Annotated in this window: 3 protein-coding genes; 1 reads left to right on the top strand and 2 read right to left on the bottom strand. The window is 41.7% G+C overall.

Annotated features, from left to right (window positions below):
• Nucleotides 1–29: 29 nt before the first annotated feature.
• Nucleotides 30–797: an ABC transporter ATP-binding protein gene (locus RDS42_RS13340; RefSeq protein ID WP_308784086.1), complete on the bottom strand. Its 768-nt coding sequence runs from the start codon at nucleotides 795–797 to the stop codon at nucleotides 30–32.
• A 158-nt stretch (nucleotides 798–955) separates the two neighbouring features.
• Complete coding sequence (locus RDS42_RS13335) at nucleotides 956–2,710, bottom strand: ABC transporter ATP-binding protein (protein ID WP_308784085.1); 1,755 nt, start codon at nucleotides 2,708–2,710, stop codon at nucleotides 956–958.
• Between the two features lie 285 nt (nucleotides 2,711–2,995).
• Here RDS42_RS13335 and RDS42_RS13330 point away from each other — a divergent pair, with 285 nt between their 5' ends.
• The gene (locus tag RDS42_RS13330; protein WP_308784084.1) at nucleotides 2,996–3,637 is read left to right on the top strand and encodes an epoxyqueuosine reductase QueH; all 642 of its coding nucleotides are present in this window, start codon (nucleotides 2,996–2,998) and stop codon (nucleotides 3,635–3,637) included.
• Nucleotides 3,638–3,641: the final 4 nt, after the last annotated feature.

Genomic DNA, 3,641 nt, shown 5'->3' with positions numbered 1-3,641 from the left:
CCGATCTATAGATTTGGGCAGGGGAAAGCTCAGGCATGATCGTTCAGCTCCTTCCAGATCTGATTAAAATAAGACTTAAAATCTGGTGCATTTCTTGAGGAAAGAGGGGTTCTGTTTTTAACAGACAGTTCTATGGGAACGATGCCGGCAACTGCGGCAGGTCGCTTTGTCAGGATGAGAACCCGGTCTGCCATGCTGATGGCCTCAGAGATATCATGGGTTACCAGAATCGCAGGCTTATTTTCTTTTTTTAATATCCTGCCGATATCATCACTGACATTCAGCCGTGTCTGGTAGTCCAGAGCAGAGAAAGGCTCATCCAGAAGCAAAAGCTCCGGTTTCAGCGCCAGAGTGCGGATCAGAGCGGCTCGCTGCCGCATTCCGCCGGAAAGCTGCGAAGGACGGGCAGAACGGAATTTGTCCAAACCATAGATGCGGAGCATCTGTTCAATGGAGGAGAGCTTTTCCGGTGTCAGCTGCCTCCGTATTTCCAGACCGAGAAGAATATTTTTGTAAATGCTGCGCCATTCCAGGAGATGATCCTTCTGCAGCATATAGCCCATGCGTGGATCTCCCCGGGTAACCTGTGTGCCGTTCATGAGGACAGACCCTTTTTCCGGTTCCAGAAGTCCGCAGATCACGTTGAGAAGCGTGGACTTTCCGCAGCCGGATGGGCCGACAATAGCCAGGAATTCACCGGGCATCAGGTCAAAGGATATATGTGAAAGGGCAGGAGTCTCCCCGGAAGGCGTATGATAGGAAAGAGAAAGATCTCTTACTTCCAGAAGCGGTTTCATGGATATACCTCCCTGTAAATAATTCCAAGTATTTTCCAGGAGTATGTTTTGGAAAATACTATATGTTATGATATGCCAGAGAGCAGTTTTGTGTACGGCAGATAAAAGAAAAATGTATCTTTATCCATGAAAAAGGAAAAAGATACATTTTTTGAAATTTACTTTAATTTTCCATAATACATATCGCTGAAAATACCCGCTTTATTTATCAGATCCGGATATTTGCCGGATTGTACCACCTTACCATGATCCATAACAATAATATTGTCACAGTTTTTCAGGGTAGTAAGTCTGTGGGCAATGGATATGACAGTCATGCCGTTTTCTTTTTTCAGCTGTTCAATTTCATTTTGTATAAAACGTTCAGAGGTATTGTCCAGAGCGGAGGTTGCTTCATCCAAAATCAGAATTTCCGGTTTTCTTAAAAAAATACGGGCAATTGCGATTCTCTGTTTTTGGCCTCCGGACAGATTTCCCCCGCCCTCGCTGATCTTTGTAAGGATGCCTTCCGGCAGGCTGGTGATAAAATCATACAGGTTTGCTTTAACAAGCGCTTTTTTTATTTCCTCTTCAGAAGGCGTCTGTTCCAGTCCGTAACAGATATTTTCCAGTATGGTTCCGGCGATCAAAAACGGGTTTTGAGGAACCAGGGCAATGATTTGGGATAACTCTTTTCTTGATAAAGAAAGTATGTTTTTGTGATTGATAAAAACAGAGCCGCTGCATTTTTCTAACTTGCATATTGCTTTTATCAAGGAGGATTTTCCGCAGCCGCTTGGTCCGGCAATGCCCCAAAATGTACCTTTTTCCATACAAAGATCCATGTTATCTATAATATTTTTCTCATCGCCATAAGAAAAATTCAGGTTATGGATATCTATAATATAAGGGCTGTCTTTTTTCTGTGCAGGTATGTCTGGAGTTTCAGCATAGGAGAAATCATGAGGGATATCTGCCATTTTGAAAAAATCTTCTGCCAGGATCAGACTTTCCGAAAGTTCGTCCAAAATTCTGTGAAGTTCTTCCAGAGGCTTGATAAGCTGTGAAAAACAAAGGTAGGAGGTCAGGACTGCGCCTACGCTGATCCTGCCCCGTGCAGCCAGATAGGCAGAGGTGCCGATCATCAGAACCGTAAAAAATACTTCATTGATAAATTTGAGACAGTCGTATTTAGCCATTTGCAAATGATGTCTCATTTCTCTGCTTCTTAAATATTCTGATTTATCTGTAAATCTTTTTTCTTCTAAAGAGTTACTGTCTGTGATCCGGATCACCTCGATACCATTGAGCAGTTCTACAATAGCTCCGTCCATATGTGCTTTTGATTCCAGAAGTTCTACGCGGATTCCTTTTTGTGTATGGATCTGTCTGAAAACAATTGCGATTCCAACAGGAATTACCAGAAGCATCAGGAAAGCAAGATTTGCCGGAAGAGTAGTAAAAATTACAACAATAGCTGCAATACTGTTAAAAATAGCCGGGGCAAAATCCATAAAAACAAGTTTTTCCAGCTTTACCGTACCTTCCAGACAACGGTTCAGCCTGCCGTGGATATTTCCTGTCATATTTTCTTTAAAGTATGCGAGAGGAGCCTTAAGTAAAGAAGAAATTACCAGTCCCCTTGCTTTTTTTTCTGTTTTTGTGGCGATATCTTCCACCAGGATCCTTCTTAATATTTTGATGATCTCATTTACAATATTCACGATCAGAATAAAAAACAGAATGGGAAATATAGCAGGAAAATCAAGCTCAGCCTGAGAAAGGATATCGTCTGTCAGCCAGCCGATTGCCTTGGGGGTGAGCTGGGTTAAGACGGAGGACAGAACCATGATCAGCATAATAAAGAGAAATGTGATTTTTTGCTTCCAGTCCAGCAGACTATGTAAACTTTTTAGAATCTGTTTTGATTTCATATCAGGAGTCACCTCTGTTTATATAGTTATTATAGAATATGAGCTAATTATACCTGTGGGGAAAAAGAATGTCGAGAAATTTGTTGGATATTCAATAAAAAAGGAAAGATTTGAGGAGAAATGACTGCATGAAAACAGTTGTCTGTGTTGACGCTGCTGATAAAAAGGGATAAAATATGACCCATGAGCAAGTAGAATGTCAACGGCAAAGCAGAAAAATTCTGCGGCAGATGATGTTTTTGCTGCTGAGAAAATTAATTGATATATAAGGAGTAAACGTCTTATATGAATAACAGAAATTATCAGAAAGAGCTGGACAAACTGCTTGCAGAGCTTGAAGCAGAAGGAAGAACGCCAAGGCTGTTTCTTCACAGTTGCTGTGCACCCTGCTCCAGCTATGTGCTGGAATACCTGTCCAGATATTTTGAGATTACTGTGTTTTTTTATAATCCAAATATTTCACCGGCAGAAGAGTACGAAAAGCGTGTGGAGGAAATCCGCAGGATGATCGGGAAAATGGAATTTGTCCATCCGGTGAAGCTGATAGAAGGAGAGTATGACCCACAAGTGTTTTTCTGCATGGCAAAGGGAATGGAGGATATTCCGGAAGGAGGAGAAAGGTGCTTCGGATGTTATCGCCTTCGTATGGAAGAAGCTGCCCGCCTTGCAGAAGAGGGAAATTATGACTACTTTACTACAACGCTGTCTATCAGTCCTCTGAAAAATGCACAGAAGATCAACGAGATTGGTGAGGAACTGTCAAAGATTTATAAGGTGTCCCATCTTCCCTCTGATTTTAAGAAGAAAAACGGTTACAAACGTTCCATTGAGCTGTCTGGAGAATATGATCTTTACCGACAGGATTACTGTGGCTGTGTGTTTTCCAGACGGGAGAGAGAAAAAAATAAAATGCAGAAAAATGTATAAACAT

This window comes from uncultured Blautia sp. (assembly GCF_902497045.1).
In the GTDB taxonomy this organism is placed as follows: domain Bacteria; phylum Bacillota; class Clostridia; order Lachnospirales; family Lachnospiraceae; genus Blautia_A.
Note: the sequence above shows the minus strand (reverse complement) of the source record. Positions and strands in the feature narration are given on the sequence as shown.